Source organism: Serratia myotis (assembly GCF_027474885.1).
GTDB classification, from domain to species: Bacteria; Pseudomonadota; Gammaproteobacteria; order Enterobacterales; family Enterobacteriaceae; genus Serratia; species Serratia proteamaculans.
The window spans coordinates 1,178,484-1,204,364 of the sequence record NZ_CP099707.1; the positions used below are offsets into that span (position 1 = coordinate 1,178,484).

The 25,881-nt window shown below is 56.7% G+C and carries 22 protein-coding genes and 1 pseudogene; 13 read left to right on the forward strand and 10 right to left on the reverse strand.

Translation table 11 applies throughout. From position 1 onward, the window contains the following. The first annotated feature begins 172 nt into the window (after positions 1–172). From adk to NHG65_RS05485, 6 genes are all read left to right on the forward strand, one after another. The gene (gene adk / locus NHG65_RS05460; protein WP_499183025.1) at positions 173–817 is read left to right on the forward strand and encodes an adenylate kinase; all 645 of its coding nucleotides are present in this window, start codon (positions 173–175) and stop codon (positions 815–817) included. Positions 818–983: 166 nt separating this feature from the next. Continuing rightward, positions 984–2,117, forward strand: a complete 1,134-nt coding sequence (locus NHG65_RS05465; protein ID WP_283602683.1) for a sugar diacid recognition domain-containing protein — start codon at positions 984–986, stop codon at positions 2,115–2,117. A 118-nt stretch (positions 2,118–2,235) separates the two neighbouring features. After that, positions 2,236–3,501, forward strand: a complete 1,266-nt coding sequence (locus tag NHG65_RS05470) for a GntP family permease (protein ID WP_099065355.1) — start codon at positions 2,236–2,238, stop codon at positions 3,499–3,501. A 9-nt stretch (positions 3,502–3,510) separates the two neighbouring features. Further along, a complete protein-coding gene (locus tag NHG65_RS05475; protein ID WP_499183026.1) occupies positions 3,511–4,659 on the forward strand; it encodes a glycerate kinase in 1,149 nt (382 codons plus the stop codon). Between the two features lie 146 nt (positions 4,660–4,805). Next, the gene (gene hemH, locus NHG65_RS05480) at positions 4,806–5,768 is read left to right on the forward strand and encodes a ferrochelatase (RefSeq protein ID WP_099065353.1); all 963 of its coding nucleotides are present in this window, start codon (positions 4,806–4,808) and stop codon (positions 5,766–5,768) included. A 91-nt stretch (positions 5,769–5,859) separates the two neighbouring features. Next, complete coding sequence (locus tag NHG65_RS05485; RefSeq protein WP_099065352.1) at positions 5,860–7,164, forward strand: inosine/guanosine kinase; 1,305 nt, start codon at positions 5,860–5,862, stop codon at positions 7,162–7,164. 48 nt (positions 7,165–7,212) lie between these two features. Here the strand turns inward: NHG65_RS05485 and ybaL are convergent, their stop codons facing one another. Continuing rightward, complete coding sequence (gene ybaL / locus NHG65_RS05490) at positions 7,213–8,904, reverse strand: YbaL family putative K(+) efflux transporter (protein ID WP_207976210.1); 1,692 nt, start codon at positions 8,902–8,904, stop codon at positions 7,213–7,215. A 246-nt stretch (positions 8,905–9,150) separates the two neighbouring features. Continuing rightward, a complete protein-coding gene (locus NHG65_RS05495) occupies positions 9,151–10,371 on the reverse strand; it encodes an MFS transporter (protein ID WP_099065350.1) in 1,221 nt (406 codons plus the stop codon). 180 nt (positions 10,372–10,551) lie between these two features. Here NHG65_RS05495 and ushA point away from each other — a divergent pair, with 180 nt between their 5' ends. Beyond that, positions 10,552–12,207 (forward strand): bifunctional UDP-sugar hydrolase/5'-nucleotidase UshA, encoded by a 1,656-nt coding sequence (gene ushA / locus NHG65_RS05500; RefSeq protein ID WP_099065349.1) that lies wholly within the window; start codon positions 10,552–10,554, stop codon positions 12,205–12,207. Positions 12,208–12,243: 36 nt separating this feature from the next. On the opposite strand, the gene ybaK is transcribed toward ushA, so the two are convergent. From ybaK to NHG65_RS05515, 3 genes and pseudogenes are all read right to left on the reverse strand, one after another. Continuing rightward, a complete protein-coding gene (gene ybaK, locus NHG65_RS05505) occupies positions 12,244–12,723 on the reverse strand; it encodes a Cys-tRNA(Pro)/Cys-tRNA(Cys) deacylase YbaK (protein ID WP_099065348.1) in 480 nt (159 codons plus the stop codon). A gap of 226 nt (positions 12,724–12,949) precedes the next feature. Then, positions 12,950–13,753 carry a TraB/GumN family protein gene (locus NHG65_RS05510; protein WP_099065347.1) on the reverse strand — a complete coding sequence of 268 codons (804 nt, stop codon included), beginning with the start codon at positions 13,751–13,753 and terminating at the stop codon, positions 12,950–12,952. A gap of 185 nt (positions 13,754–13,938) precedes the next feature. Continuing rightward, positions 13,939–14,136: pseudogene (locus tag NHG65_RS05515) on the reverse strand (cation transporter); the annotation flags it as partial. A 107-nt stretch (positions 14,137–14,243) separates the two neighbouring features. Between NHG65_RS05515 and cueR the strand changes: the two are divergent. Continuing rightward, positions 14,244–14,645 (forward strand): Cu(I)-responsive transcriptional regulator, encoded by a 402-nt coding sequence (cueR, locus tag NHG65_RS05520; RefSeq protein WP_099065345.1) that lies wholly within the window; start codon positions 14,244–14,246, stop codon positions 14,643–14,645. Here cueR and NHG65_RS05525 read toward each other — a convergent pair. Together NHG65_RS05525 and NHG65_RS05530 are read right to left on the reverse strand one after the other, a co-directional pair. Continuing rightward, positions 14,642–15,103: an NfeD family protein gene (locus NHG65_RS05525; RefSeq protein ID WP_099065344.1), complete on the reverse strand. Its 462-nt coding sequence runs from the start codon at positions 15,101–15,103 to the stop codon at positions 14,642–14,644. The two genes, cueR and NHG65_RS05525, sit on opposite strands and share 4 nt — an antisense overlap. Positions 15,104–15,105: 2 nt before the next feature. Continuing rightward, entirely contained in the window at positions 15,106–16,011 is a 906-nt protein-coding gene (locus NHG65_RS05530; protein WP_017891872.1) for an SPFH domain-containing protein, read from the reverse strand. Positions 16,012–16,252: 241 nt separating this feature from the next. Between NHG65_RS05530 and cfa the strand changes: the two genes are divergently transcribed. Further along, positions 16,253–17,404, forward strand: a complete 1,152-nt coding sequence (gene cfa, locus NHG65_RS05535; RefSeq protein WP_099065343.1) for a cyclopropane fatty acyl phospholipid synthase — start codon at positions 16,253–16,255, stop codon at positions 17,402–17,404. 36 nt (positions 17,405–17,440) lie between these two features. Here cfa and NHG65_RS05540 read toward each other — a convergent pair whose 3' ends face one another. The 3 genes from NHG65_RS05540 to tesA form a co-directional block, all read right to left on the reverse strand. Beyond that, a complete protein-coding gene (locus tag NHG65_RS05540; protein ID WP_099065342.1) occupies positions 17,441–18,295 on the reverse strand; it encodes a co-chaperone YbbN in 855 nt (284 codons plus the stop codon). Between the two features lie 79 nt (positions 18,296–18,374). Continuing rightward, the gene (locus NHG65_RS05545) at positions 18,375–19,151 is read right to left on the reverse strand and encodes an SDR family oxidoreductase (protein WP_112347652.1); all 777 of its coding nucleotides are present in this window, start codon (positions 19,149–19,151) and stop codon (positions 18,375–18,377) included. Between the two features lie 25 nt (positions 19,152–19,176). Then, on the reverse strand, positions 19,177–19,815 hold the full coding sequence (gene tesA, locus NHG65_RS05550) for a multifunctional acyl-CoA thioesterase I/protease I/lysophospholipase L1 (protein WP_165366381.1): 639 nt from the start codon (positions 19,813–19,815) through the stop codon (positions 19,177–19,179). Here tesA and ybbA point away from each other — a divergent pair. The 4 genes from ybbA to galE all read left to right on the forward strand — a co-directional run bounded on the left by ybbA (position 19,786) and on the right by galE (position 25,820). After that, positions 19,786–20,472 (forward strand): putative ABC transporter ATP-binding protein YbbA, encoded by a 687-nt coding sequence (gene ybbA, locus NHG65_RS05555; protein ID WP_020825556.1) that lies wholly within the window; start codon positions 19,786–19,788, stop codon positions 20,470–20,472. The genes tesA and ybbA overlap by 30 nt on opposite strands. After that, the gene (gene ybbP, locus NHG65_RS05560) at positions 20,469–22,901 is read left to right on the forward strand and encodes a putative ABC transporter permease subunit YbbP (RefSeq protein ID WP_499183027.1); all 2,433 of its coding nucleotides are present in this window, start codon (positions 20,469–20,471) and stop codon (positions 22,899–22,901) included. The genes ybbA and ybbP overlap by 4 nt, the downstream gene beginning before the upstream one ends. A 419-nt stretch (positions 22,902–23,320) precedes the next feature. Continuing rightward, positions 23,321–24,727, forward strand: coding sequence for a sugar porter family MFS transporter (locus NHG65_RS05565; protein ID WP_099065338.1), 1,407 nt, complete (start codon positions 23,321–23,323; stop codon positions 24,725–24,727). 76 nt (positions 24,728–24,803) lie between these two features. Further along, a complete protein-coding gene (gene galE, locus NHG65_RS05570; RefSeq protein ID WP_219015563.1) occupies positions 24,804–25,820 on the forward strand; it encodes a UDP-glucose 4-epimerase GalE in 1,017 nt (338 codons plus the stop codon). Positions 25,821–25,881 lie beyond the last annotated feature (61 nt).

The following is a 25,881-nucleotide window of genomic DNA, read 5'->3' on the forward strand; positions in this document are numbered from 1 at the left end:
TGGGGGCGTATTTTTTTGCTTTTCTCACTGATTTTCCATGTTTTATCCTCTTTTATGTCCCTTCTGCTCCGCAATCGATTTCCTCGCGTACCTTGAGCCAGCCCCCCCTGAAATGGTATGGTTGAGCGTTTTCGCAATTTTATAAAAACTACATAGCAAGGGGATTTACGCAATGCGTATCATTCTGCTGGGCGCTCCGGGCGCTGGTAAAGGTACTCAGGCTCAATTCATCATGGAGAAATACGGTATTCCGCAAATCTCTACGGGTGATATGTTGCGCGCAGCCGTGAAGGCCGGCAGTGAACTGGGCAAGCAGGCGAAAGAAATCATGGACGCCGGCAAGCTGGTGACCGATGAGCTGGTTATTGCACTGGTTAAAGAACGCATCACTCAGGAAGACTGCCGTAAGGGCTTCCTGCTGGACGGTTTCCCACGCACTATTCCACAGGCTGATGCAATGAAAGAAGCCGGCATCAACGTGGATTACGTGCTGGAATTTGCCGTGCCGGACGAACTGATCGTTGATCGCATCGTTGGTCGTCGCGTACATGCGCCGTCTGGCCGCGTGTATCACGTGAAATTCAATCCGCCGAAGGTGGAAGGCATAGATGACGCGACCGGTGAAGAACTGACGACTCGTAAAGACGATCAGGAAGAAACCGTGCGTAAGCGTCTGGTGGAATACCATCAGATGACGGCACCACTGATTTCCTACTACAGCAAAGAAGCTGCAGCAGGCAACACCCAATACCGTAAAATCGACGGCACCCGTAAAGTGGCCGAAGTGAGCGCTGAACTGGCAACCATCCTCGGCTGATCGGTTTTTCATTGCGGTGTATAGCGCCAGGCCCTATCGGTCTGGCGTTTTTTTTCGCCATTTTCCAGCCGAACTGTGATCGCCGTGGCTTGTTGCGCCCGTGTGCTTTAATCATCTGCGATAAATGGCGTATAACTGCCCCATGTAACCCTCGGGGATCATCCTCATGCTCAGACCCACCAATTTGCTGGCAGAATCCACCGCGCGCCAGATCGTGCAGCGGGCGATGGGTATCATCAATCATTCCGTCAACGTGATGGACAGCAATGGCGTCATCATCGCCTCCGGCAATCCCTCACGGCTGTTCCAGCGCCATGAGGGCGCGGTACTGGCGCTGACCGAAAATCGGGTGGTGGAAATCGATGCGGTCACCGCTGCGCACCTGAAGGGCGTGCGTCCTGGTATCAATCTGCCGTTCAGTTTTCGTAGCCAGCAGGTAGGGGTGATCGGCATTTCCGGTGAGCCAACCCAGGTGCGCGCCTATGCCGAGCTGGTAAAAATGGCGGCTGAGCTGATGGTGGAACAGGCGGCACTGCTGAGCCAAAACCAGTGGGAAAAGCGCTACCGCGAGGAGCTGGCAAACCAGTTGCTGCAGCCGCAGCCGGCATCGGCCTCACTGGAGGCCATGGCCGCTTATCTGGGACTGGATCTGCAACTGCCGCGCATTGTTTGGATCGTGGAGTTGCAGGAGCCGCAACCGCATTTGCTGCGTGAACTGCTGACGGAGCTGGAACACACCCAGCGCGAAGCGCTGCTCACCATCACCGGCTTCAACGAAATGATCCTGCTGCGGCCCGCCAGCCTGGTGCAGGGGGAGTGGAGTTTGAAGCAGGAACGCAAGCAGGCACAGCAGTTGCAAAGCCAGCTGCAGTCTCGTTTCAACCTGCGTTTGATTATTGGCGGTTTTTTTAGTGGTGAAACGGGACTGCATCGCTCAAACCTGACCGCCCGCGCCACGCAGGCGATGGCACAGCGGCTGAAACTGCGTCACAAGACGCTGTTCTATCAGGATTATCCTCTGCCCTCATTGCTGTGTGATTTGGGTGAGGACTGGCGGGCACAGGAACTGTCTCGCCCCTGGCAGACTCTGGAGGCCAGCGATGAAAAAGGGGTACTGCGCAGCACCCTGCGGCACTATTTTTCGCGGAATTGTGATCAGACGCAGACCGCCGCCGAGCTTCATATCCACGTCAACACCCTGCGTTATCGCCTGCAGCGTATTGAGGTGATTACCGGATTGAAAATCAACCAGTTAACTGATGCATTGCAGTTGTATATCGGCATGCTGATGCACGACTGAGTTGTGTAAAACCACAACTTTCCGGCGCACCGCCCGACGGGTTTTTGTGGCTTCCTCTCACGCTAATGTTCGGCGCTCAGGATATGTTTTCCCCACACCAACAACGGGGAAAATAATAATGACAACGGTATCCACATTGGGGGCGCTGGTGGCATTGGTCGTCGCTATCGTTCTGATTTTACGCAAGGTCCCGCCGGCTTACGGCATGATTGCCGGTGCACTGGCCGGTGGATTATGCGGCGGCGCAGATCTGGTACAGACCGTGACGCTGATGATCACCGGCGCTCAGGGCATCACCAACGCCGTGATGCGCATTCTGGCGGCGGGGGTGCTGGCTGGGGTGTTGATTGAGTCCGGCGCGGCACACACCATTGCTGAAACCATTGTCCGCAAGGTCGGGGAAACCCGTGCGCTGCTGGCGCTGGCGATAGCTACACTGATCCTGACGGCGGTTGGGGTATTTATCGACGTGGCGGTGATCACCGTGGCGCCTATTGCACTCTCCATTGCCCAGAAGGCCGGGATCTCGCGGGGGGCCATCCTGTTGGCGATGATCGGCGGCGGCAAGGCCGGTAACGTGATGTCGCCCAACCCGAACACCATTGCCGCTGCCGACAACTTCCATGTGCCGCTGACCTCGGTGATGATGGCCGGTATCGTGCCCGGCCTGTGTGGGTTGGTGGTGGCCTATCTGCTGGCCCGTCGCCTGAGTAACAAGGGTGAAAAGGTGATGGCAGAGGAACTGACTCAGCATGCCGAAGGATCTCGTCCAGGTTTTGCGGCGGCGATCAGCGCGCCGTTGGTTGCCATTGTGCTGCTGTCGCTGCGACCGATCGCCGGTATCGCAGTTGATCCGCTGATTGCATTACCGGCTGGCGGCCTGGTCGGGGCCCTGTTGATGGGGCGTATTCGCCAGTGTAATCAATTTATGGTTTCTGGCCTGAGCCGCATGGCACCGGTGGCCATTATGCTGCTCGGCACGGGTACGCTGGCAGGTATTATCGCCAACTCGGCGTTGAAGGACGCATTGATTAACGGGTTGACCCACACCGGGATGCCGGCCTGGCTGCTGGCACCGCTCTCGGGGGCGCTGATGTCGATGGCGACGGCCTCGACCACTGCCGGCACCGCCGTGGCATCCGGGGTATTCAGCAGTACCTTGCTGGAGCTGGGCGTCAGCGGGTTGGCCGGTGCGGCGATGATCCATGCCGGTGCGACGGTGCTGGATCACCTGCCACACGGCAGCTTCTTCCACGCTACCGGTGGCAGCGTCAATATGGCAGTCCATCAACGGCTGAAGCTATTACCGTATGAAACCCTGATCGGCTTTACCATCGCGGCCGTCTCGGCGCTGATGTTTGGCGTATTTAATCTGGCGGGATAAGGAATACTGATGAAAACGCTGAAAAAAGTGGTTATTGCTCCAGACTCGTTTAAAGAGAGCCTGAGTGCGATGGAGGTGGCCGAGGCCATCGAGCGCGGATTCCGCCAGATTTACCCGCAGGTGCAGTATGTGAAGTTGCCGATGGCGGACGGCGGTGAAGGGACGGTGGACTCGATGGTGGCGGCCACCGGCGGAGAAATCGTCAGCGTTGAGGTGACTGGCCCGCTGGGCCAGCCGGTATCTGCCTTTTACGGTTTGCTGGGGGAGGGGAAAACCGCCGTGATTGAGATGGCGGCCGCTTCCGGCCTGCATCTGGCGCCTAATGGTCGGCGCGATCCGCGCATTACCACCAGTTACGGTACCGGTGAATTGATCCTGGCGGCGCTGGAGCGCGGCGTGAAGGCGATTATTCTGGGCATCGGCGGCAGCGCTACCAACGACGGCGGTGCCGGTATGATGCAGGCGCTGGGCGCCAGGCTGCTGGATGACAACCAGCAGCCGCTGGCACCGGGTGGCGCGGCGCTGGCCCGGTTGGCGCAAATTGACCTTTCTGGGGTGGACCCACGCCTGCAGCAGGTGAGCGTGACGGCCGCCTGTGACGTGGATAATCCTTTGTGTGGCCCGCATGGTGCCTCGGCGGTGTTTGGCCCACAGAAGGGCGCCACGCCGGAGATGGTGACGCAGTTGGATGCGGCACTGAGCCATTTCGGCCGCTTGCTGGAGCAGGCTACCGGCCGTCAGGTGCTCAATGCGCCGGGTGCCGGTGCGGCGGGCGGAATGGGGGCGGCATTGCTCGGCATGCTCAACGCCCGCCTGCGACCGGGAATTGAGATCGTGATTGAAACTTTACGGCTGGAAGAGGCGCTGCGTGATGCCGATCTGGTGATCACCGGAGAAGGGCGGCTGGACAGCCAGTCGATCCACGGTAAAACGCCGATTGGCGTGGCACGGGTGGCCAAACGCTACGGCCTGCCGGTGATCGGCATTGCGGGCAGCCTGTCGAAAGATTATCAGGTGGTGCACCAGCATGGCATTGACGCGGCCTTTTCGGTGCTGGATCGCGTCGTCACGCTGGAAGAGGCCCTGACGGATGCGGCCACTAACCTGGAGGTGACGGCACGCAACGTGGCGGCGGTCTGGCGGCTGGCGCAAGGCTGAGGTCAACCTCTTTTACCATGGGCAGTACCTGTTGCTGATATCGGTTCCGATGAGGCGCTTTTCCGTTACAATAGGCGCCATTAATCGAGGTTAATCCCCTGACCCAGAACGGGGGGTTAGCTTGCAAGGAATCAAGGGGAACTGAGATGAAGCAAGAGAAACACGGAGTATTGCTGGTGAACCTGGGCACACCAGATGCTCCGACCTCGTCGGCGGTAAAACGCTATCTGAAGGAATTTCTTAGTGACGACCGTGTGGTGGATACTGCCCCTCTCATCTGGTGGCCGATCCTCAACGGAGCGATCCTGCCGATCCGCTCACCGCGGGTTGCCAAGCTGTATCAGTCGGTATGGATGGACGAAGGTTCACCGTTGCTGGTTTACAGCCGCCGTCAGCAGCGCGCACTGGCCGCACGCATGCCGAACACGCCGGTTGAACTGGGTATGAGCTACGGCTCCCCGAGCCTGGCCGAGGCGATCGACAAGCTGTTGGCACAAGGGGTGACTAACCTGGTGGTGTTGCCGCTGTATCCGCAATACTCCTGTTCGACCAGCGCTGCGGTGTGGGACGGGGTGGCTCGCATACTGAAAGGCTACCGTCGTCTGCCGTCAGTCAGCTTTATCCGTGATTATGCTGAGCACCCGGCCTACATTGCCGCGCTGCGCCAGAGCGTTGAGCATTCGTTCGCTGAGCATGGTCAGCCGGATCGTTTGGTGCTGTCATTCCACGGCATCCCCAAGCGCTATGCGCGCCTCGGTGACGATTATCCGCAGCGTTGTGAAGACACGTTACGTGCTCTGACGGCGACATTACCGCTGGCGCCGGATCGGGTGATGATGACCTATCAGTCGCGCTTTGGCCGTGAGCCCTGGCTGACGCCTTACACCGACGAAACCCTGAAAGGTCTGCCGGCTCAGGGCGTTAAACATATTCAGCTGATCTGCCCCGGCTTTTCGGCGGACTGCCTGGAAACGCTGGAAGAGATCAAAGAGCAGAACCGTGAGATCTTCCTTAAGGCCGGCGGTGAGAAATTCGAGTACATTTCTGCGCTGAACGACGAGCCGGCGCACATTGATATGATGCAGCAACTGGTGGCGCAGCGCTTCTGATCCTCAGCATGCAAAATGGTGGCAGCCATCATCAATCAGGCAGGAATGTGCTAACATTCTCTGCCTGTTAACTGCCACTGCCGCCAATTAAATGAAATTTCCTGGTAAACGTAAGTCCAAACACTATTTTCCGGTGAACGCCCGCGATCCACTCTTGCAGCAAGCTCAGCCCGAAAATGAAATCAGCACCTCCTATGTCGTCGGTATTGACCAGACGCTGGTGGATATCGAAGCAAAAGTGGATGACAGCTTCGTCCAGCGCTATGGCCTGAGTCTGGGGCATTCCCTGGTGATCGAAGATGACGTCGCCGAGGCGTTGTATCAGGAATTGATCGACAAAAATTTAATCACCCATCAGTTTGCCGGCGGCACTATCGGCAATACCCTGCACAACTATTCAGTGCTGGCGGACGACCGCTCGGTACTGCTCGGCGTGATGTGCAGCAATATCAAGATTGGCAGCTACGCCTACCGCTACCTGTGCAATACCTCCAGCCGTACCGATCTTAACTATCTGCAGGCCGTTGACGGTGCCATTGGTCGCTGCTTCACGCTGATCGGTGAAAGTGGTGAGCGGACCTTCGCCATCAGCCCGGGGCAGATGAACCAACTGCGGCCGGAAAGCGTCACGGAAGAAGTGATTGCCGGCGCTTCGGCGTTGGTACTGACGTCCTACCTGGTGCGTTGCAAGGAAGGGGAACCGATGCCGGCGGCGACCATGCAGGCGATCGCGTTTGCCAAAAAGCACGACGTGCCGGTGGTTCTGACGCTCGGCACCAAGTACGTGATTGCCGATAACCCGCAGTGGTGGCGTGACTTCCTGAAACAGCACGTGTCGATCCTGGCGATGAACGAAGATGAAGCGCTGGAACTGACCGGGCTGAGCGATCCGTTGACCGCCTCGGACATGGCGCTGGAATGGGTCGATCTGGTGCTGTGCACAGCCGGGCCAAACGGCCTGTATATGGCGGGTTACACCGAAGAGTCCAACAAGCGGGAAACCCAGCATCCGCTGCTGCCGGGGCATATCGCCGAATTCAACCGTTACGAGTTCAGCCGCGCGATGCGCCGTGAAAGCTGTGAGAGCCCGTTCCGCATCTATTCGCACATTGCGCCGTACATGGGTGGGCCTGAGAAAATCATGAACACCAACGGTGCCGGTGATGGTGCGTTATCTGCGCTGCTGCATGATATTGCCGCCAACGGTTTTCACCGTAATAACGTGCCGAACTCCAGCAAGCACGTTCGCAGTTACCTGACTTACTCCTCGCTGGCGCAGGTGTGTAAATACGCCAACCGCGTCAGCTATCAGGTGCTGAACCAGCATTCACCGCGCCTGACGCGCGGCTTGCCGGAGCGGGAAGACAGTCTGGAAGAGTCTTACTGGGAACGGTAAAAAACAAAAGGTCCGGCAAGCCGGACCTTTTTTACATCATTTGTCACATCAGATCGGGCAGCCGCCCATTTTCTCTTCTTCAGTTAGCGTATCCAGTTTAAGGATATTCAGCATGCTGTTGGCGATTTCCCGTTCGCCCATCACCACCTGATCCGCGCCGCGATCGGAGATATACGACACTTCGTCATCGTAGTGCGCCCGGGCAATAATCTCGATATTAGGCCGCTTGGTTCGCGCAGAGGCTACGATCTCACCGGCCTCGTAACCGTTGGGTATGGTCAACAACAGCCAGCGAGCGCAGTCTAGTCGCGCCAGATCCATCACTTCCGGATTGGCGGCATTGCCCAATACCGTTTTGATGCCCTGTTCACGCAGCGCCTCAACCCGTGGACGGGAATTCTCGATCACCACCAGCGGAACGCCGGCCTCGGCCAACTTGGCCCCCAGCAGGCTGCCTACGCGGCCATAGCCGACTACCAGCGCATGGTTGCACATATTGACCGGGATCTGCTTCTCGTCTTCTACCGCTTCTTCCAGGATTTGGTCTTCTATGGTCTCCGTCTTGGCCAGATAACGCTCGAGCAGGGTAAACAGCAGCGGGTTAAGCATGATCGACAAAATAGCCCCAGCCAGCACCAGATTGCGACCGTGCTCCGACATCATGCCCAGCGTGATCCCCAGCCCTGCCAGAATGAAGGCGAACTCGCCAATTTGCGCCAGGCTGGCGGAGATGGTCAACGCGGTGCGCTTGGAGTGACCGAACATTTTCACCAGCAGGAACGCCGCGGCTGATTTACCGAACACGATAATCGCCAGCGTTGCCAGCACCGCCAGCGGTTCGCGGATCAGGATCATCGGATCAAACAGCATGCCGACCGAGACAAAGAACAGTACGGCAAACGCATCGCGTAGCGGCAGCGTGTCGTGGGCGGCGCGGTGGCTCAGCTCCGACTCGTTCAGCACCATACCGGCGAAGAAGGCCCCCAGGGCAAAGGAGACGTCAAAGAAGCCGACAGCGCCGTAGGCAATGCCCAGCGCCAGCGCCAGCACCGCCAGGGTAAACAGCTCGCGTGAGCCGGTACTGGCGGTTTTTGCCAGGATCCACGGCACCAGACGGCGACCAACCACAATCATCAATGCCATAAAGGCGATAACCTTGCCGATGGTAATGGCCAGCTCGATCAGCAACTGACTGCTGCTGGCGTTGTCGTTACCCAGCATGTTGGCAAAGGCCGGTAACAGTACTAGCGCCAGCACCATCGCCAGGTCTTCCACAATCAGCCAGCCGATGGCGATTTGCCCGCGTTGGCTGTCAATCAACTGGCGTTCTTCCAGCGCGCGCAACAGCACCACGGTACTGGCGGTGGACAGACAGAGCCCGAACACCAGGCCGGAAATCAAATCCCAACCCAATAGCTTTGACAGCCCCATACCGAGCAGGGTGGCGACGGCAATTTGCGCGACGGCACCGGGAATGGCGATATGTTTTACTGCGAGGAGGTCTTTAAGGGAGAAATGCAGGCCAACACCGAACATCAACAGGATCACACCGATTTCCGCCAGTTCTGGAGCCAACGAGGTATCGGCAACAAAACCGGGAGTAAACGGGCCGGCGAGTACGCCTGCGGCAAGGTATCCCACCAATGGGGAGATGCGCAGGCGATTTGCCAGCATACCGAAGAGGAAGGCGAGTACTAACCCTCCGACAATGGTGGAGATTAGCGGTGTTGAATTATGCATCCAGACTCCTTCTAGTTATGCATCGCAGCAGAGAGGGAAACGCAACAGAGTTACGAAAAGATACATTTAGTTTATTGCATTTGTTCGCGCCTTGCTTAGCTAAATATAGCTATTTTGCGAAAAAGCAGAGGATTCCGCTTTTGGCACGCAAGTAAGGGGATTTAACACTTAATAAGTCAAATAACATGGGATTATGTGGGAGATGACCCGGTTGAACGATGGATTACAACCGGGGTTTCAACAGGGTTATTTGGCGTTATGGTCCGTATTTGGCAGTAGAGCAGTGATAATGCCGATCAACGGCAGGAAAGCACAGATTTGGTAGACCAGCTCGATGCTGGTCAAATCTGCGACATAACCAAGAACTGCCGCGCCTAACCCGCCCATACCAAAAGCAAAACCGAAGAATAAGCCGGAAACCATACCCACTTTGCCGGGGATCAGTTCCTGGGCATAAACCAGAATGGCGGAAAACGCTGAAGCGAGAATTACCCCGATAAATACCGTTAAAATGCCAGTCCAGTACAGAGATGCATAGGGTAAAACAAGGGTAAATGGGGCTGCGCCAAGAATAGAGCCCCAAATAACACGTTTCCTTCCTATCTTGTCGCCAAGAGGCCCGCCAATAATGGTGCCTGCGGCTACGGCAAACAGGAACGCAAACAGGTGAAATTGGGCATTCTGCACGGATACACCGAACTTGTGCATCAAATAAAAGGTGTAATAGCTACTAATGCTCGCCAGGTAGAAGTATTTGGAGAAAATCAACACCAGCAGGATGCCAATCGCATAGGTAACGGTACGTTTTGGCAGCGGTTTCACCATCGAAGCCACTTTAGGCTGGCCTTTTGTCGCACGATGCTGCTGTTGATACCATTTACTGACCTGCAACAACACCACGATGGCCAGCAGAGCCGCCAGTGAGAACCAGGCGACATTGCCCTTGCCATAAGGAGCGATAATCAGTGCCGCCAGCAGTGGCCCGAGGGAACTGCCAAAGTTGCCTCCCACCTGAAACAGCGATTGTGCCAGGCCATGTCGGCCACCGGACGCCATACGCGCTACGCGAGAGGATTCTGGGTGGAATACCGACGAGCCGGTGCCGACCAACGCAGCAGCCAGTAGCACCAGTGGGAAGGTATTGGCCACGGACAGCAGCAGCAGACCGCACAGGGTAAAGCCCATGCCGATCGGCAGCGAATAAGGCTGCGGGTGTTTATCCGTGTAGTAACCAATCAGCGGCTGCAATAAGGACGCCGTGAGCTGATAGGTCAGAGTAATCATGCCGATTTGCACGAAGCTGAGGCTGAAGTCAGCCTGCAGGATCGGGTAAATCGCCAGGATCAGCGATTGAATCATGTCATTGAGCAGGTGAGAGACGCTGATGGCTCCGAGGATCGAGAAAGCCGTCCCTTTAACCGCACTGCTCTTGGCCGGTGGAAGGGCAGTTTCGCTACGGTCGGTCATTTTATTATTAGCCTGGTAAGTTTTAGAGGACAGAGCAGATATCTTAGGCAAGTTGTTCACTATTTACCATATCCGACATAATTTGACGCATATCGCAAAAATTTGAAATTTGTTACCTTCGTTTCGCGCTACAATTTCGTCCACCTCAAAAAAACAGTTAATTATCATATGGAGTTCGCCATGCGCTTTTCGTTAAAAACCACCGCATGTGCCCTGGCCGTATCCCTGACTTTCCTGTCGGGAGCCGCCAGCGCCTGGGAAAAGGATAAGACCTACGACATTACCATTCTGCACACCAACGATCACCACGGTCATTTTTGGCAGAACGACCACGGTGAATATGGTCTGGGCGCACAAAAAACGCTGGTGGACAGCATCCGTCAGGACGTTGCGGCCAAGGGCGGTAGCCTGTTGCTGCTGTCGGGTGGCGACATCAATACTGGCGTGCCGGAATCCGACTTGCAGGATGCCGAGCCGGACTTCCGTGGCATGAATCTGGTGGGCTATGACGCGATGGCGATCGGCAACCATGAATTCGACAATCCGCTCAGCGTGCTGCGCCAGCAGGAGAAGTGGGCCACCTTCCCGCTGTTGTCGGCCAACATCTATCAGAAAAGCACCCAGCAGCGTCTGTTCAAGCCTTATGCCTTGTTCGATAAACAGGGCATCAAAATTGCGGTGATCGGCCTGACCACCGATGACACCTCCAAGATTGGCAACCCGGAATATTTCACCGACATCGAGTTCCACGTGCCGGCGCAGGAAGCCAAACAGGTAGTAGAGCAACTTCGTAAGGACGAGAAGCCTGACGTGATCATCGCCGCGACTCATATGGGCCATTATGATGACGGCAACCACGGCTCTAACGCACCCGGTGATGTCGAAATGGCGCGCAGCCTACCTGCCGGTTATCTGGACATGATCGTCGGTGGCCACTCGCAGGATCCGGTTTGTATGGCTGGTGAAAACCACAAGCAGGTGGATTATGTGCCGGGCACCCCGTGCTCGCCGGATCGTCAGAACGGTACCTGGATCGTGCAGGCGCACGAGTGGGGCAAGTATGTCGGCCGTGCCGATTTCCAGTTCCGTAACGGTGAACTGAAGCTGGTGCATTATCAGCTGATCCCGGTCAATCTGAAGAAGAAGGTGGAGAAAGCCGACGGCACCAGCGAGCGCGTGTATTACACCCAGCAGATCGCGGAAGATGCGTCGATGATGAAACTGCTGACGCCGTTCCAGGAAAAGGGCAAGGCGCAGTTGGACGTGAAAATTGGCAGCGTCAACGGCAAGCTGGAAGGGGATCGCAGCAAGGTGCGCTTTGTTCAGACCAACCTGTCGCGCGTGCTGCTGGCAGCGCAGATGGAACGTGCCGAGGCCGACTTCGCCGTAATGAGCGGGGGCGGGGTACGTGACTCGATTGAAGGCGGCGACATTACCTATAAAAACGTGCTGAAGGTACAACCGTTCGGCAATACGCTGGTTTACGTCGAAATGAAAGGCAGCGAGGTGGAAAAATACCTGGCGGTAGTCGCCAACATGAAGGTGGATTCCGGTGCCTACGCGCAGTTTGCCAACGTTAGCCTGACGGCGGACGGTCAGCAGGGTGTCAGCAATGTCAAAATCAAAGGCGAGCCGCTACAGGCGGATAAAACTTACCGTATGGCAACGCTGAACTTCAATGCGCTGGGCGGGGACGGTTATCCGAAGCTGGATACTCTGCCAAGCTACGTCAATACCGGCTTTATCGATGCCGAAGTGTTGAAACAGTACATTGAGAAGCACTCACCGCTGGATGCGGCGGCCTATGAGCCGAAGGGCGAGATCGTTTATCAGTAAGTGGTCGCCGGGGAGCCGCATGGCTCCCCTGACTCTTCAATCGCGCTTGGCGATATCGGCGAAGCTACCTGCCAACAATCGGCAAAGATCTGCTGCCGCCAGCTCAATGTCCAGCCCGCGTTTGCCGCCGGAAACGTAAATGGTGGCGAACTGCTGTGCCGGGCTGTCGATCACCGTAGGCAGGCGTTTTTTCTGCCCCAACGGGCTGATGCCCCCCACCAGATAACCAGTGACGCGTTGCGCCAGCAGCGGATCGGCCATTTCTGCTTTTTTAGCCCCCAGTGCACGGGCGACCTTTTTCAAATCCAACTGAGTGGCGACCGGCGTGACCGCTACCGCCAGATGTTTGGCATCACCGTTCAGTGCCACCAGCAGCGTCTTATAAACGCGATCGGCATCCAGTCCAAGTTTCTTCACTGCTTCATCACCGAAGTGGGTTTCTGCACTGTCGTGATGATAAGGATGAAGGGTAAAGGCGACTTTTTGTTTCTCAAGCAGGATCACTGCGGGCGTCATGGGTTTTCCTATTTCTCCCGACGCACAAGGGTGCAACGGGTTGCAACAAAACGACAAAAATATAACGGTAACAGCAACCTGAGCAACGGCAACATAAAGCGGGTTGCCAAGATGTTCACTCGGTTGCTACCCTGTGTATTGTAACCGTTAACACGGTTGCTATGCGTATAACTAAAATACAAGAAATTCCTCTTTGACTGGCCAGTAGCGATATTGGCCACTTTTTTTACTGCTCCTGCAGCATCGCCGGCAGATTATCCTCGCCGTACAGATGCAGCGCACCCACCGCCACTACGTAATTGCCTGCCGGTAACGCCTCCAGTTTTTGTCGCCAGTCGCGGTTGCGCTGATGCATCAACACGTCGTACAGATCGGCACTGAAAGTCGCGGGCAGGGTTTCCAGCATGCCGTTGGGTTTCGCGTCCAGCCACCAGCTCACCATAGTTTGCAGCAATCGTGCGTTGGTATGCCAGTGCTCCAGCGTATCACGCAGCAGCGCCATGCCTCCTTCCGGTAACTGTTCCAGCATCGCCATCTGCTGTTCAGCACCTTCCAGCTCGATCACCTTTTTATGCTGTGCCCTGGCGGCCTGCAACAACTGATAATCCACGCCGTATTCGGCGCGCAGCCCCAGCCGCTGAGCCTGACGGGCCTGCATCATCAGTGCCACCTGCCAGCCGGGCAGGGTTGAAAAGGTCTCGGCATCGGTCCCCAGCTCCTGGCACAGCGTCAACAACTGCTGAAATTCGGGTTCGGAGAGCCGTTGATCCAGCTCTGCCTGCTGCGAGATGTGGTCAAAGGGGGAGGCGGAGCCGGTGATATCGGCCTCCACGATCAAGGCATCTGCCTGCTTCAGGCGTGCGGCCAGTTTGGCCGGCAGCGGTGACATATCCACCGTCCCCATATGAATACTGCCCACCAGATGGAACTGACGATCGCCGGGCAGTCGAATATCCAGTGCCGGATAGGCGTAGGTGATGGGGGAGATCAGGCCGAGAAAGGCGGCGATGCGGCGTAACAGTTGACCCATACAGCGTGGCTCCTGAATAACTTGTTCGCCTTTCAGCTTGAAAGGTGAGGGGCGTAACATTTACCCCATGCTAAACGCTATCTGGCATACAAGAAAGTCTGAAGAGTGAAGGAATTATCCCAAAGGAAACGGGGCGAGATGAATGAACTGCGCCCCGTGGTCTTGGTTCAGTCTATGGGGGGTTAGGCAAGAGTGGCGTGATAACCGGCCTGTTCCACTGCGTTAATCAGCGTTTGTGGGTCGGCATCGCCAGTCACTTTGGCGCTATCAATAGCGACATCCACGGCGGTAACGCCAGGCACGGCTTCAAGGGCTTTACGTGTGCTGCCAACACAATGCATGCAGGAAAGTCCCTGCAATGCCAGTACGGTAGTTTGTGACATGATTCGATTCCTCGCTCAAGTGCGGTGTTTAAAGGTTGACCGCTTGACCTGTTTTCACTAAGAATGAAGGATAAACCTTCCAGCAAGGGGAAGGTCAAGGAGTGAAAATGAATATTAGCGATGTAGCGAAAAAAACCGGTTTAACCAGCAAGGCCATTCGCTTTTATGAAGAGAAAGGGCTGGTGACCGCGCCGATCCGCACCGATAACGGTTACCGCAGCTATAACCCAAAGCACATTGAAGAACTGACGCTGCTGCGCCAGGCTCGGCAGGTGGGGTTTAATCTGGATGAATGCCGTGAGCTGGTGGCGCTGTTTAACGATCCGGCCCGCCATAGCGCCGATGTGAAAGCGCGCACGCTGCAAAAAGTGGCTGATATTGAAAAGCACATTGCCGAACTCGGTGAGATGCGCCAGCGTTTAGTGGCGCTGGCGGATCAGTGTCCGGGCGATGACGGAGCCGAGTGCCCGATCATTAATAATCTGGCGGGTTGTTGTCATAACCACTAACGGGTAATGGCGCGGATCACCAGCGTTATTCCCTCGACGGCGATCACTTCGACCTCGGTACCCACCGCCAGATCTTCACTGGCCTGGGCACGCCAACTGCTATCGCCAATGTTAATGCGCCCCATACCGTTATGCATAGGTTCAGTCAGCGTGGCGCGGGTGCCAATCAACTGGCGGTTGCGCTGGTTCAGCACCTGCGAACCGCTGGAAGCCGCAGCCGGGCGCTGGCGCAGCCAGTACCACCACAGGTAGGCCACTACCACGGTCAGTACGGCAAAAATCACCCCCTGCCATTCCCAGCCCAACTGCGGCAACAGCCAGACGATGGCACCGACCACCACCGCCGATACGCCACTCCACAACAGATAGCCGCTGGCACCGAGCATTTCTGCCGCCAGCAGCAGCCCGCCGAGAGAAAGCCAAAACCAGTGCGGGTTTGCTGCAATTTGTTCGAGCATGATTACTTGCCTTTGTTGTCTTTCAACAGTTCGGCAATGCCACCAATTGAACCAAGCAGGCTGCTGGCGTCCAGCGGCATCATGATGACTTTACTGTTGTTGGCGGAGCCGATTTTCTGCAGCGCATCGGTGTATTTCTGCGCCACAAAGTAGTTCACTGCCTGGATATTGCCGCTGGCGATAGCGTCGGACACCAGTTGAGTGGCTCGCGCCTCTGCTTCAGCGGCACGCTCACGGGCTTCTGCCTGCAGGAACGCCGACTGACGTTCACCCTCTGCCTTGAGGATTTGCGACTGTTTGTCACCTTCGGCACGCAGGATGGCAGCCTGACGCACGCCTTCGGCCTCCAGAATATCGGCACGCTTGGTTCGCTCGGCCTTCATCTGGGCGTTCATTGCCGAGATTAATTCTGCCGGCGGACGTACGTCTCGGATCTCAATGCGGGTGATTTTAATGCCCCACGGATTGGTGGCTTCGTCGACGATATGCAGCAGGCGACTGTTGATGCTGTCACGTTGCGAGAGGATTTCGTCCAGCTCCATGGAACCGAGCACGGTACGGAAGTTGGTCATGGTCAGGTTGACGATCGCCAGCTCAAGATTACTCACTTCATAAGCGGCACGCGCCGGATCGACCACCTGGATAAAACACACCGCATCGATAGCCACGTTGGCGTTATCGCGCGAGATGATTTCCTGTGAAGGGATATCCAGCACCTGCTCCATCATATTAATTTTTCTGCCGATGCGGTCCATAAACGGCACCACCAGGTTTAAACCGGGCATCAGCGTTTTGGTGTAGCGGCCGAAGCGTTCCACCGTCCATTGGAACCCTTGCGGAACAATTTTGACGCCGGCGAAAACGATGATCAGTGCGACGACAATCACGATGGGAATAAGGGTGAACATGGCAAACCTCCTGTCAGACATATGTAAACAGATATTACGCCAGCCGCAGTGTAAAGACTAATAAATCAGGGGCGCTGGGCCATTAACATTCCAAATTGGCATGTTTCCAATAATTTTAATTCATTTCATGACGTTGTCCGTCTTGGCTACAGTAAAAAGCATTGCCGCTTTTCACTTCGAATATTTGTCATTTTTATTTGCGACTATGCTTTTTGAAATGACATCAGTGCCAAGGATTGTTATGGACTCAATCAGTGTTGATGAACTCGCCCCAAAAAAAGATCGTTGGTATCGCATTGTGGAGGAATTACTGTCCGCCGCCGGTATCGCCATCAATGGTAACCGTGCCTGCGATATCAAGGTGCATAACCCGGCGCTGTTTAAACGCATTTTGCAGGAAGGTTCGCTTGGGTTCGGCGAAAGTTATATGGACGGCTGGTGGGACTGCGATCGGTTGGATGGGTTGTTCACCCGCATTTTGCAGGCCGGTGTCGACGAGCGTTTGCCAAAAAATCTGAGCGACATTGCGCGCATTGCCTATACCCGGTTGTTCAACCTTCAGTCACGCAAACGTGCCTGGCAGGTGGGCAAAGAGCATTATGACATTGGCAACGATCTGTTCCGCGCGATGCTCGATCCCTATATGCAATACTCCTGTGGTTACTGGAAGGAGGCCGAAACGCTGGAACAGGCGCAGTTGGCCAAGCTGAAAATGATCTGCGAAAAGCTGCAGTTAAAACCGGGCATGTCGTTGCTGGATATCGGCTGCGGCTGGGGTGGGCTGGCGCAGTATGCGGCGGAAAACTACGGGGTCTCGGTGTACGGTGTGACCATTTCCGCCGAGCAGCAAAAGCTGGCGCAGGAGCGCTGTGCCGGTCTTGAGGTCGAGATCCTGCTGCAGGACTATCGTGATTTGAATCTGCAATTTGACCGCATCGTTTCCGTTGGGATGTTTGAACACGTGGGGCCAAAAAACTACGACACTTATTTCCGTGTTGCCGCGCGTAATCTTAAACCCGATGGCCTGTTCCTGCTGCACACCATTGGTGCCAACCAAACAAATCTTCACGTCGACGCCTGGATAGACAAGTACATCTTCCCCAATGGCTGTCTGCCTTCGGTGCGTCATATCTCCGAAGCCAGCGAAGGGCGTTTTGTGATGGAGGATTGGCACAATATCGGTGCCGATTACGATCGCACGCTGATGGCCTGGTATGAGAATTTCAAACAGGCCTGGCCGATGCTGTCCGAGGGCTATTCTGAACGTTTTGAACGGATGTTTACCTATTACCTGAACGCCTGTGCCGGCGCATTCCGTTCGCGTGATATTCAGCTCTGGCAGGTGTTGTTCAGCCCGAAAGGCGTTGAAGGTGGGGTGCGGGTTTACCGCTGAGAAGAGAAGGGGCGCAGTGATTTGCGCCCCAGACTGTCAGTACAACAGTGAATACAACTGACGACGGTACTTGGCGGCCAGCGCGTCGCCGGTGCCCAGTGCGGCCAGAATATCCATCAGTGTTTTACGCGCGCTGCCGTTGGCGGCGGCGAGATCTTTCTTCAGATGCCCGATCAACAGTTCCAGCGCTTCTTCATTACGCCCAACCTGATGCAGTTGCAGCGCCAGTTGCACGGCCAAGTCGACGTTCTCCGGCTGCTGCTCCACCTGCTGTTGCAACAGCTGAATTTCCGGCGTGTCGGCGGCCTGTTTCAGCAGTTCAATTTGCGCCACCAGGCCCTGATAACGGGTATCTCGATCCTGTAACGGGATAGTCGCCAGCACGGCTTCGGCATCTTCAGTGCGGTTCAGCGCGATCTGGGTTTCTGCCAGTGTCAGGCCGATATCACTACGTTGCTGGCTGGCTTGCCAGGCGTCTTTCAACAGGGGTAGCGCCTCTGCGGCTTTGTCTTCGGCCAGCAGTTCGGTCGCCTGCGCCAGTTTCAGATCTTCTTCCTTCGGCAGGAAACGCTGCAGGAATTCACGGATCATTTCTTCCGGCTGTGGGCCCTGGAAACCGTCGACGGGCTGACCATCTTTGAACAGATACACGGTAGGCAGCGAGCGCAAGCCAAACTGGGCAGCGATGGCCTGTTCTGCGTCACAATCGACCTTTGCCAGCAGGAACTGACCGGCATATTCCGCCGCCAGCTTATCGAGTATCGGGGTGAGTTGCAGACAGTGCTGGCTGCGATCCGACCAGAAGTAGAACACCACCGGCATGGACATTGACTGTTCCAGCGTCTGGTGCAGGTTTGTTTCGTTAATATCAACAACAGCTTGAGCTAGCATGTAATTTTCTCTCTGATCTTGCGGAGCCATTGGCTTTTAGATGGGGGCGGAGCGCCATTCTTCAACCCCGGCGGCCAAATTAACCGTTGCTGCGTAATACCCAGTCCAGACAGCGGCCGGGCAGGATGCGGCGTAAGACGCTCAACGCATGCGCCAGCAAGGTCACCGGGTAACGCAGTTTGGCCCTTGGGCTTTCCAGCGCGTGGCGCAGTTTGGGTAAAATCGCCTCCGGCGGCAGTGTCAGACGCTTGGCAATGCCGGGGTTATGCACCGGTTTATCGCTCTGAGCCTGATTGACGTTCTGGGTAAAGTGGGTGGAGATCGGGCCGGGTTCAATCAGGCTGACCTGAACGCCGGTGCCGTGCAATTCCATTCGCAGCGCGTCGGACCAGGCTTCCAGCGCAAACTTGCTGGCGGCATAGGCACCACGTCCGGCGCTGGACACCAGCCCCATCACCGAACTGGTCTGAATAATGCGCCCTTCACCGTGCGGTAACATCGCCGGCAACAGCAGTTGGGTTAATTGATGGGTACCGAACAGATTGGTGGCGAACTGCCGTTCCAACTGCTGGCGGGAAATGCTGCTCAGCGGGCCGTAAACGCCAAAACCGCCGTTATTGAACAGGCCATACAGGCGGCCTCCAGTCAGTTCGATCACCTGCGCGGCGGCACGTTCGACGCTGGCACTGTCGTCCAGATCCAGCTCAATGCCTTCCAGCCCAAGCTGGAGCATATTCTCTACGTCCTGCGGCTTGCGACAGGCGGCCAGCACCCGGTAGCCACGGTTACGCAGATCCTGCGCGGCAATCAATCCAATCCCGCTGGAACAGCCGGTTATCAACACTGCTTTTTGCATAACTTTACCTAGTGTACAACCCTATTTAGTTAGACTCATGTTTTACTAGAGGTTCCAGGCGTTCCGCCATCCAGGTGGCGATAAACGGTTGGGCATCCTTATTGGGATGCAATCCGTCATCCTGCATCCATTCCGCTTTTACCACCACCTGTTCCATGTAGAACGGCAGCAGTGGAATGTCGAACTGTTTGGCCAGCTGCGGATAAATCGCGCTGAAGGCCTCGGTATAGCGGCGGCCATAGTTGGGGGGAATACGGATTTGCATCAGCAGCGGTTGTGCACCGGCCTGCTGCACCAGCGTGATGATTTGGCTGAGGTCGCGCTGCAGGTCCTGCGCCGGGAAACCGCGCAGGCCATCGTTGGCACCCAGTTCAATCAGTACCCAGCGTGGCTGGTGTTGTTTCAGCAACTCGGGCAGGCGTGCCAGCCCCTGTGCGGCGGTGTCACCGCTGATGCTGGCGTTGACCAGCTGCGGTTCACCCGGTTTTTTCTGCCATTGGTCGGCCAGCAGCGTCGGCCAGGCCTGCGCCACCGGCAAGCGGTAACCGGCACTTAAACTGTCGCCCAATATCAATAAGGTATCGGCGGCGACAGCGCGTAAACTGAATAATCCCAACAGCAAAAGGAAGGGAAGATGCCAGCGGAAAACGTTCTTGAAGTTCATCATCTTAGTAAACACGTTGGTCAGGGTGAGCATCAGCTCTCCATCCTTACCGGAGTCGAGCTGGTTGTCAAACCCGCGCAGACAATTGCCCTGATTGGCGAGTCCGGTTCGGGCAAGTCAACGCTGCTGGGGATCCTCGCCGGGCTGGACGACGGCAGTGAAGGGGAGGTGCATTTGTTGGGCGAGTCACTGACCGCGCTGGATGAAGAGGGCCGTGCCGCCTTGCGCGCCAAAAATGTCGGCTTTGTATTTCAATCATTTATGCTGGTACCGACGCTCAACGCGCTGGAAAACGTACAGTTGCCGGCGTTGCTGCGTGGCGAAAGCGATCGCCAGAGCCGCGAACAGGCAGTGCAACTGTTGGAGCAACTGGGGTTGGGTAAGCGTCTTGACCACTTGCCGGCACAGCTTTCCGGTGGTGAGCAACAGCGCGTAGCACTGGCACGGGCGTTCAGTGGCCGACCACGGGTCCTGTTTGCCGATGAGCCTACCGGCAATCTCGATCGCCAGACTGGTGAACGCATCGCCGATTTACTGTTTTCCCTCAACCGCGATTTTTCCACCACGCTCATTCTGGTCACCCATGACGAAACCCTGGCGGCACGCTGCCAGCGGCGGCTACGCCTGCGTGAAGGCAAGCTGTGGGAGGAAGCATGATCTGGCGCTGGTTTTGGCGCGAGTGGCGTTCGCCGTCACTGCTGATCGTCTGGCTGGCGCTGACGCTGTCGATGGCCTGCGTGCTGGCCTTGGGCAGCATCAGCGACCGTATGGACCAAGGCCTGAGTCAACAGAGCCGCGATTTTATTGCCGGTGATCGGGTGTTGCGCAGCGCCCGGCCGGTACCGGAAGGCTGGCTGCTGGACGCACAGCAACAGGGGCTGAAAGTCAGCCGACAGCTGTCGTTCACCACCATGACCTATGCCGGCGATCGGCCCCAGTTGGCGGATGTAAAAGCCACCGATCTGGCCTATCCGCTGTACGGCAAGCTGGAGACTCGCCCGGCCAACGTCAAACTGGAGCCGGGGAGCGTGCTGGTGGCACCGCGTCTGCTGGCGCTGTTGAACGTGAAGGTAGGAGATAAGCTGGACGTGGGCGATACCCGCTTACGCATCGCCGGAGAAATCATTCAGGAGCCGGATTCCGGCTTCAACCCGTTCCAGACGGCGCCGCGCATCATGATCAATCTGGCCGACGTGGACAAAACCGGGGCAGTGCAGCCGGGCAGCCGCCTGACCTACCGTTATATGTTTGCCGGGACCCCGGAGGATATCCAGCGTTACGAAGCTCGCCTGACGCCGCAGTTGGGGCCTGACCAGCGCTGGTTTGGGCTGCAAGAGTCCGGCAGCGCCCTGGGGAAATCATTGCAGCGCTCTCAGCAGTTCCTGCTGTTGTCGGCGTTACTGACCCTGTTGCTGTCGATTGCCGCCGTGGCGGTGGCGATGAGCCACTATTGCCGCAGCCGTTACGACCTGATCGCGGTGCTGAAAACCCTGGGGGCCGGTCGCAGTGCGTTGCGAAAGCTAATCGTCGGCCAGTGGTTGGCGGTGATCCTGCTGGCGGCGGTGTGTGGCGGCATTATCGGGCTGGGGTTTGAAGCGGTGTTGATCCGCCTGTTGGCACCGGTGTTGCCGGCGGAGTTGCCCGCAGCCGGAGCCTGGCCGTGGTTGTGGGCGATCGGCGCATTGCTGATGATTTCGCTGCTGGTGGGGCTGCGGCCATACCGGCAGTTGCTGGCGACCCAGCCGCTGCGGGTACTGCGTCGTGACGTGGTGGCCAATGTCTGGCCGCTACGCTATTTCCTGCCGGTGACGGCGGTGATAGTGGTGGCGTTGCTGACTGCGCTGATGGGAGCCAGCACGCTGCTGTGGTCGATCCTCGCCGGCATTCTGGTGCTGGCACTGCTGTTGGGCTGTATCGGTTGGGGCAGCCTGCTGTTGCTGCGCCGTATTACGCTTAAAAACCTGGCGCTGCGGCTGGCGGTTAATCGTCTGCTGCATCAGCCCTGGGTCACTGTCAGCCAACTGGCGGCGTTCTCGCTGTCATTTATGCTGTTGGCGTTATTATTGGTGCTGCGTGGCGATCTGCTCGAGCGCTGGCAGCAGCAGTTGCCGCCGGACAGCCCGAACTACTTCCTGTTGAACCTGACCGAAGCGCAGGTGCCTCAGGTGAAAACCTTCCTGCAACAGCATCAAATCAAGCCGGAAACTTATTACCCGATTGTCCGTGTACGCCTGACCGAGATTAACCAGCAGGTGGCGACCGAGCGGGTGCATGAGGACGATCCGGGTGGTGAGGCGGTGAATCGTGAGCTGAACCTGACCTGGCTGGCAGATTTGCCAGCGCACAATCCGCTGCTGGCCGGTAGTTGGCCGCCGAAAGTCGGCGAGGTGTCGATGGATCAGGGCATTGCCGGGCGGCTCAAGATCAAGCTGGGTGATACGCTGACCTTCAGCGGCGATACTCAGTCGTTCAGCGCCAAGGTCACCAGCCTGCGTCAGGTGGATTGGGAAAGCCTGAAGCCGAACTTTTACTTCATCTTCCCGCCGGGTGCGCTGGACGGCCAACCGCAAACCTGGCTCACCAGTTTCCGCTACGACGGGGATGGCCAGATGCTGACCCAGCTTAATCGTCAGTTCCCGACGCTCAGCCTGCTGGACATAGGTTCGATCCTCAAACAGGTGGGTGGCGTACTGCAGCAGGTGAGCCGCGCACTGGAAGTGATGGTGGTGCTGGTGGTGCTCTGTGGCGGCCTGTTGCTGATGGCGCAGGTGCAGGTAGGTATGCGTCAGCGACGTCAGGAACTGGTGGTGTATCGCACGCTGGGTGCCAGCAAGCGCCTGTTGCGCAGCACGCTGTGGTGTGAGTTTGCCCTGCTGGGGCTGGTGGCGGGCATTGCCGCCGCGGTGGGCGCGGAAGCGGCGCTGTGGTTGCTGCAGAGCCAGGTGTTTGACTTCCCATGGGCACCCACGCCGGTATTGTGGTGGGCACTGCCGTTACTCAGCGCGCTGTTGTTGTCACTGTGTGGCGGTTGGCTGGGCGTGCGCTTGCTGCGCGGACAGGCGCTGTTCCGCAGCTACGAGGGTTAACTCAACGTGATATCAGGCCGGCCCAAGTGACAGGGCCGGTCATAACCACAATAAGCACTGCCCCCCACGCGTTCCAGTTCTTCGCTTACCCCCCGTATTTATCCCCAACTCCAGCGCTTTCGGCCAGGGCACTTCGACGTCCTGAGTGTGAAATCGGTTACACTAATGTTCGGTTTACTAAAACAGACATCAAAAATGAGGGTAAAGGGAAGTTACCAATATCGTCATTTCAACTCCACGATCTGGCAAATTATCACATTAAATCAATGTATTTAAGTCTTTTCAGGGTTATGGTTTTGCTTTTTTTGTGATAATTAAATTATGTAATCGTTTCCACTAATGTGATCGCACTCACTTCTCTCCGGCGGATTGCCTCCTATCATAACGGCAACTTAAGAACGTTATCGATTGGAGGCAGTATGAGTACTACCGTCAAAGTGTCGGCGGCTGAGAAAAGCCAAAGCAATGCAGGCATGACTTTTTTCGTCTGTTTTTTAGCCGCACTGGCCGGGCTGCTGTTTGGTCTGGATATCGGCGTTATTGCGGGGGCTCTGCCGTTTATCACTGATTCGTTTCATATGACCAGTTCCCAGCAGGAGTGGGTGGTCAGCTCAATGATGTTTGGGGCCGCGGTCGGTGCCGTGGGCAGCGGTTGGATGAACTTCCGTATCGGGCGTAAATACAGCCTGATGATTGGCGCAGTGCTGTTCGTGCTGGGCTCGTTGTGCTCAGCGGCGGCACCTAACGTTGAAGTCTTGCTGCTGTCGCGTATTCTACTCGGGCTGGCGGTGGGGGTCGCATCCTATACGGCGCCCATTTATCTGTCTGAAATCGCGCCGGAAAAAATTCGCGGCAGCATGATTTCGATGTATCAGCTGATGATTACCATCGGCATTCTGGCGGCCTACCTGTCGGATACCGCATTCAGTTACACCGGCGCCTGGCGTTGGATGCTGGGGGTGATTACCATTCCAGCCGTACTGCTGCTGGTCGGGGTGTTTTTCCTGCCGGATAGTCCACGCTGGCTGGCTTCGCGTAACCGTCATGAACAGGCGCGTCAGGTCTTGGAGAAACTGCGTGATAGCAGTGCTCAGGCGCAGCATGAACTGAACGAAATTCGTGAAAGCCTCAAGCTGAAACAAAGCGGCTGGTCACTGTTTAAAGACAATAAGAACTTCCGCCGTGCCGTTTTTCTCGGCGTCCTGCTACAGGTGATGCAACAGTTCACCGGCATGAACGTTATCATGTATTACGCACCGAAGATCTTTGGTCTGGCGGGCTTTGCCAGTACCGCCCAGCAGATGTGGGGGACGGTGATTGTGGGTTTGGTCAACGTACTGGCCACCTTTATCGCCATTGGCCTGGTTGACCGCTGGGGCCGCAAACCGACGCTGACGCTGGGCTTCATCGTCATGGCAGTGGGCATGGGGGCGCTGGGGACGATGATGCATGTGGGGATGAATTCACCGACCGAGCAATACTTCGCCATTATCATGCTGCTGATGTTTATTGTCGGTTTTGCCATGAGTGCCGGTCCGCTGATTTGGGTGCTGTGTTCCGAGATCCAACCGCTGAAAGGTCGTGACTTTGGCATCACCTGTTCCACCGCCACCAACTGGATCGCCAATATGATCGTCGGGGCGACGTTCCTGACCATGCTGAATTCGCTGGGCAGCGCTTACACCTTCTGGGTCTACGCGGCGCTCAATCTGGTGTTTATCTTCATCACGCTGGCGTTGATCCCGGAAACGAAAAATATCTCTCTGGAACATATCGAACGCAATCTGATGGCCGGCAAACCGTTACGCAACATTGGTTCACGCTGAGCGGTTAACCAGGCACACGAGACCCGCTGATACGGCGGGTTTTCGCTCCTGATACTGAATAAGGGGAAGTGAAGTTATGACGATTCTGGTAACCGGCGGCGCGGGCTACATTGGTTCACATACGGTACTGGCGCTGCTGGAACGTGGTGAAGATGTGGTGGTGCTGGATAATTTGGTCAATGCGTCCGAAGAGTCTTTACGGCGCGTGGAACAACTGACGGGCAAAGCCGCGACGTTCTATCAGGGAGATGTGCAGGATGCCGGTTGCCTGAAGCGCATCTTTGAGGAAAACAAAGTTGCCTCGGTGATCCACTTTGCCGGCCTGAAGGCGGTGGGGGAATCTACCCAAAAACCGCTGGAGTATTATCAGAACAACGTGGCGGGGACGCTGGTGTTGCTGGAGGCGATGCGCGAGGCGGGAGTCCATCAGTTTATCTTCAGCTCCTCCGCCACGGTGTACGGAGAACATGCCCCGGTGCCTTACCGGGAAGATATGCCGATCGGTGGCACCACCAGTCCCTACGGTACTTCCAAATGGATGGTCGAACAGATCCTGCAGGATTTTGCCAGGGCCGAACCGGCATTTTCGATTATCGCGCTGCGCTACTTTAATCCGGTGGGTGCCCACGAATCTGGCCTGATTGGTGAAGATCCGAGCGGCATCCCCAATAACCTGCTGCCTTATATCGCGCAGGTGGCGATTGGCCAGCGGGAAACCCTGAGCGTGTTCGGTGGCGACTACCCGACCAAAGACGGCACGGGCGTGCGTGATTATATCCACGTGATGGACGTGGCGCAGGGCCATCTGGCGGCGATGGATCATTTAGCTAAGATCGTCGGTTTTAAAGCCTATAACCTCGGTTCCGGGGTCGGCTACTCGGTGCTGGAAATGGTGCAGGCGTTTGAAAAGGCCTCGGGCGTTGCCATTCCTTATCAGATCCTACCGCGCCGCGCAGGCGACTTGCCTGCCTTCTGGGCCGATGCCGGGCTGGCGAAACAGGAACTGGGTTGGCAGGTGCAACGCGGGCTAGACGTGATGATGCGCGATACCTGGAACTGGCAGAGTAAAAATCCGCAGGGCTATCGCCGCTAGCTTCTCATCGGCAATAAAAAAGGGTTCAGCTCTATGAGTTGAACCCTTTGTTTTTGGCGCG

Excerpts from the sequence above, each read along its gene's own strand:
- adk (WP_499183025.1), top strand. The coding sequence starts at position 173 with ATGCGTATCATTCTGCTGGGCGCTCCGGGCGCTGGTAAAGGTACTCAG.
- NHG65_RS05465 (WP_283602683.1), top strand. The coding sequence starts at position 984 with ATGCTCAGACCCACCAATTTGCTGGCAGAATCCACCGCGCGCCAGATC.
- NHG65_RS05470 (WP_099065355.1), top strand. The coding sequence starts at position 2,236 with ATGACAACGGTATCCACATTGGGGGCGCTGGTGGCATTGGTCGTCGCT.
- NHG65_RS05475 (WP_499183026.1), top strand. The coding sequence starts at position 3,511 with ATGAAAACGCTGAAAAAAGTGGTTATTGCTCCAGACTCGTTTAAAGAG.
- hemH (WP_099065353.1), top strand. The coding sequence starts at position 4,806 with ATGAAGCAAGAGAAACACGGAGTATTGCTGGTGAACCTGGGCACACCA.
- NHG65_RS05485 (WP_099065352.1), top strand. The coding sequence starts at position 5,860 with ATGAAATTTCCTGGTAAACGTAAGTCCAAACACTATTTTCCGGTGAAC.
- ybaL (WP_207976210.1), bottom strand. The coding sequence starts at position 8,904 with ATGCATAATTCAACACCGCTAATCTCCACCATTGTCGGAGGGTTAGTA.
- NHG65_RS05495 (WP_099065350.1), bottom strand. The coding sequence starts at position 10,371 with ATGACCGACCGTAGCGAAACTGCCCTTCCACCGGCCAAGAGCAGTGCG.
- ushA (WP_099065349.1), top strand. The coding sequence starts at position 10,552 with ATGCGCTTTTCGTTAAAAACCACCGCATGTGCCCTGGCCGTATCCCTG.
- ybaK (WP_099065348.1), bottom strand. The coding sequence starts at position 12,723 with ATGACGCCCGCAGTGATCCTGCTTGAGAAACAAAAAGTCGCCTTTACC.
- NHG65_RS05510 (WP_099065347.1), bottom strand. The coding sequence starts at position 13,753 with ATGGGTCAACTGTTACGCCGCATCGCCGCCTTTCTCGGCCTGATCTCC.
- cueR (WP_099065345.1), top strand. The coding sequence starts at position 14,244 with ATGAATATTAGCGATGTAGCGAAAAAAACCGGTTTAACCAGCAAGGCC.
- NHG65_RS05525 (WP_099065344.1), bottom strand. The coding sequence starts at position 15,103 with ATGCTCGAACAAATTGCAGCAAACCCGCACTGGTTTTGGCTTTCTCTC.
- NHG65_RS05530 (WP_017891872.1), bottom strand. The coding sequence starts at position 16,011 with ATGTTCACCCTTATTCCCATCGTGATTGTCGTCGCACTGATCATCGTT.
- cfa (WP_099065343.1), top strand. The coding sequence starts at position 16,253 with ATGGACTCAATCAGTGTTGATGAACTCGCCCCAAAAAAAGATCGTTGG.
- NHG65_RS05540 (WP_099065342.1), bottom strand. The coding sequence starts at position 18,295 with ATGCTAGCTCAAGCTGTTGTTGATATTAACGAAACAAACCTGCACCAG.
- NHG65_RS05545 (WP_112347652.1), bottom strand. The coding sequence starts at position 19,151 with ATGCAAAAAGCAGTGTTGATAACCGGCTGTTCCAGCGGGATTGGATTG.
- ybbA (WP_020825556.1), top strand. The coding sequence starts at position 19,786 with ATGCCAGCGGAAAACGTTCTTGAAGTTCATCATCTTAGTAAACACGTT.
- tesA (WP_165366381.1), bottom strand. The coding sequence starts at position 19,815 with ATGAACTTCAAGAACGTTTTCCGCTGGCATCTTCCCTTCCTTTTGCTG.
- ybbP (WP_499183027.1), top strand. The coding sequence starts at position 20,469 with ATGATCTGGCGCTGGTTTTGGCGCGAGTGGCGTTCGCCGTCACTGCTG.
- NHG65_RS05565 (WP_099065338.1), top strand. The coding sequence starts at position 23,321 with ATGAGTACTACCGTCAAAGTGTCGGCGGCTGAGAAAAGCCAAAGCAAT.
- galE (WP_219015563.1), top strand. The coding sequence starts at position 24,804 with ATGACGATTCTGGTAACCGGCGGCGCGGGCTACATTGGTTCACATACG.